Origin of the sequence: uncultured Christiangramia sp., assembly GCF_913046405.1 — a bacterium.
Lineage (GTDB): Bacteria > Bacteroidota > Bacteroidia > Flavobacteriales > Flavobacteriaceae > Christiangramia > Christiangramia marina.
The window spans coordinates 1-3516 of record NZ_CAJWRQ010000159.1 but is presented as its reverse complement, the minus strand read 5'-3'; the positions used below and the strand labels follow the sequence as shown (position 1 = coordinate 3516).

Annotated in this window: 3 protein-coding genes and 1 pseudogene; 1 reads left to right on the top strand and 3 read right to left on the bottom strand. The window is 37.9% G+C overall.

Annotated features, from left to right (window positions below):
* Nucleotides 1-499: SRPBCC family protein (locus QZ620_RS13705; RefSeq protein WP_295182722.1), on the bottom strand; the 499-nt coding region annotated here is incomplete at its 3' end.
* Between the two features lie 161 nt (nt 500-660).
* Between QZ620_RS13705 and QZ620_RS13700 the strand changes: the two genes are divergently transcribed.
* Nucleotides 661-1506, top strand: a complete 846-nt coding sequence (locus QZ620_RS13700) for a DUF2911 domain-containing protein (protein WP_295182719.1) — start codon at nt 661-663, stop codon at nt 1504-1506.
* Nucleotides 1507-1558: 52 nt separating this feature from the next.
* On the opposite strand, the gene QZ620_RS13695 is transcribed toward QZ620_RS13700, so the two are convergent.
* Together QZ620_RS13695 and QZ620_RS13690 are read right to left on the bottom strand one after the other, a co-directional pair.
* Nucleotides 1559-2530, bottom strand: a complete 972-nt coding sequence (locus tag QZ620_RS13695; RefSeq protein ID WP_295182716.1) for a Gfo/Idh/MocA family oxidoreductase — start codon at nt 2528-2530, stop codon at nt 1559-1561.
* Nucleotides 2527-3516: pseudogene (locus QZ620_RS13690) on the bottom strand (sodium:solute symporter); the annotation flags it as partial. The pseudogene QZ620_RS13690 and the gene QZ620_RS13695, both read right to left, overlap by 4 nt.

Below are 3516 nucleotides of genomic sequence, written 5' to 3'. Positions count from 1 at the left end.
CACTACATAAGTTAATTGGAGGAAATATTGGATCAAATTTTTCTTTTAAGCTTAACTCAATAAGTTTTTGTCTTCTATAATCAAAGATCTCTTTAAGCTTAGGCTTTACTAGTAGTGGATGAGCCAGACGTCCAAGAAAACCCATAGGAAGTTTGTAATCCACTATATCTTCCATTTCCACACCACCTGGTATTTCCTTGATAAAATGTTTATGGTGCCATAGAGCGTATGGTCCAAATTTTTGTTCGTCTATAAAGAATTCATGATCACGAACCTGTGTGATCTCTGTAACCCATTTTGTCTTAATACCCGCGACGGGTGTTACTATATATTGAATTAACTGACCTGGATACATGGGTCTATCTGCTCCTGAAAGTATTTTGAAGCCCATATAATCTGGAGTAATGGTCTTAAGGTTTCTTGGATCTGATAAAAACTGCCAGGCTTCTTCGACAGAAATAGGTAGATTTTGTTTGCTTTTCAGGGTATAAATTTTCATCAGATATATTTTTTATAAAATTACACGCAAAGTTGTTTAAAGTAAAATATAAACAGTTAAACAAAATGTAAATCTGAGAATTATAGATCATTCAGTCTTGATTATCTTTTTATTTAGTTAGCTGAATAAGCCTATCTTTATCTAAATTTAAACTACTACATATGAAAAAATTATTAGCATTTGCTTTAGTGCTTTGCACTGGCTTTTCAGGCTTCGCACAGGTTGAAGCACCACAACCAAGTCCGCTTGGAAAAATGGAACAAAAAGTTGGGTTAACCGATATCACGCTTGAATATTCCAGGCCTGCAATGAGAGGGCGTACGATTTTTGGGGATCTGGTACCTTTTGACAAGGTTTGGAGAACTGGCGCAAACCTGAACACTATCATTACATTTTCTGATGATGTAAAAATAGGAGGTAAGGAACTGGCTAAAGGTTCGTATGCTATCTACACGAAACCTCAAAAAGACCAATGGACAGTGATGTTCTACGAAACAACCAATAACTGGGGAGTGCCTCAGGAGTGGGATGAATCCAAAGTTGCCCTAACAGCTACTGCAGCCGTAGAGGAGATGCCTTTCAAAATGGAGACTTTCACGATCGTGATCGACGAACTAAAAAATGATTCTGCAAATCTTAACTTTCTATGGGAGAATACCGTAGCTATTCTGGAAATTGAAGTGCCTACAGATAATCGTACCATGGCGAGTATAGATAAAGTGATGAATGGACCAACTGCTCAGGATTATTTCTCAGCGGCTTCATATTATCACGAAGCCGGAAAAGATATGCAGAAAGCATACACCTGGGTTAAAAAGGCCAATGAGATGAGTGAAGGTAAAGCATACTGGATGCTTAGAAGACAATCATTAATCGAAGCTGAAATGGGTAAAACTAAGGAAGCTATTGCCACTGCAAAAAAATCTCTTTCTGCTGCAGAAGCTGCAAACAATGCAGATTATGTGAAAATGAATAAAGAATCAATCGCTGAGTGGGAAGCGAAATAAGCTGAAGACACTATGTATTGAAAAAGGCTTCAGTTCGAACTGAAGCCTTTTTTTAATATTCCAATTTAATCTCTTTCCTGATGGAATCCAGCAATTGCATTAATTCCAGGGTGTTTTCTGTAGACCAGATATCACTTTCGGTTTTATTATTCAGAAGCATTTCTCCTACATGCTCCGCTTCGTATGTGTAGCCATTATTTTCTACTCCGTAATCACGCACTTCATGCTTACCATCTTTATGAGTAGTGATCGATGTTGGTTCATGGAACCTTGAATTCATGATCACTTTAGATTCTTCAAATTCGAGGATAGCTTCAGTAGGAGTTTTTTCCTTAAAAGTTGAAGTAAGCTCTACATCAATATCCTGGTCATAATGAAATTTGATATCACAGGATTCGTCAACTCCTGTTTCTGCTAATTGCGCTTCCGCAGTGATTCTATTGGGCATACCGAGTAAACGATAGGCAAGAAATACGGGATAGATTCCAATATCAAGAAGACTACCGCCTCCAAGGGATTTATTAAACAATCTTTTAGTTTCGTCAAATTCTGCAGGAAACCCGAAGTCTGCTTTTAAAGATTTTAGTTTTCCATACTCCTTATTTTTAAACTTGGTTTCCAGGTCACGAAAGTGAGGTAGAAAGGCGGTCCAGAGTGCTTCCATAATAAAAATATTCTTTTCCCTGGCCAGGCTTATCATCTCGTTCGCCTGCTTATAATTCAAAGCAAATGGTTTTTCACAAAGTACAGCTTTACCATGCTCGATACATTTGATAGCGAGTTCATGATGGAAGGCATGGGGTGTCGCGATATAAACTACCTGTACCTGTTCATCGTTTAATAGCTCTTCATAGCTGCCATAAGATTTTTCTGCTTCAAACTCTGATGCGAATTCTTCCGCTTTGTTTAGATCACGACTTGCTACTGCATAAAGTTCAGCATTAGAAGCATGTTGTAATCCGTCACAGAATTTTCCAGCGATCTTTCCAAGACCCAGAATTCCCCATTTTATTTTTTGACTCATGTTGTGCTTACTTGAGGTTTATCATTTCGAAAAAGTTGAATAAGTATCGCTATGGACATTACCAGTACGCAACCCAGAACATTCAACCATAAGTACGGCATTATATCCATTTTGAAAACAATGATCACGATGATCTGTGTGATAATGGCTGCTATAAAAACGGCATTGCTTCGTACATATTTTATAAAAAATGCCAGTAGGAAGATACCTAGTACATTTCCATAAAATATACTTCCAATGATGTTTACTAACTGAATTAAATTATCAAATAGATCAGCAAGACTAGCAAACAGGATCGCGATAGCTCCCCACATTAATGTAAACCATTTGGAAGCTGCCAGGTAATGCTCATCACTTTTATTCTCTTTATGATTTCTACGGTATAGATCGATCACAGTGGTGGACGCCAGCGCATTCAATTCTGAAGCAGTGGATGACATTGCAGCCGATAAAATCACGGCAAGGAGTAATCCAATAAATCCCCTCGGAAGATTGTTCAGAATAAAATGAATAAATACGTAATCTTTATCATTGCTTTCTGCTTTCACATCTGAAGCATCTATAAAAGTCTTTGCTTCCTCCCGAATTTCGAACTGTTCTTTCTCAAGATTCGAGTATTGTTCTCTAAAATTTGCAGTTTCAGTTTCATCCAGAGAAGTTCTCGAGGCGTATTCGAGTCCCAGTTCCTTTTTCTTCTCCTGAACATCATCATGCTCCAGCATAAGATCTTTGTACTGCTCGGCATAATTTGAATTTAAAACAGTTTCGGTCGCTGCTGGATTAAAATTTAAGGGAGCAGGATTGAATTGATAAAAGACAAAAACCATAACTCCAACCAGAAGTATAAAGAACTGCAACGGTACTTTCAGGAGTCCGTTAAAGATCATTCCCAACTGACTTTCCCTGACAGATCCACCAGATAAATAGCGTTGTACCTGACTTTGATCTGTTCCGAAGTAGGAGAGCATGAGAAATGTACCGCCAAT

Coding starts and splice junctions, on each gene's coding strand:
- QZ620_RS13700 (WP_295182719.1), top strand. CDS start 661: ATGAAAAAATTATTAGCATTTGCTTTAGTGCTTTGCACTGGCTTTTCA.
- QZ620_RS13695 (WP_295182716.1), bottom strand. CDS start 2,530: ATGAGTCAAAAAATAAAATGGGGAATTCTGGGTCTTGGAAAGATCGCT.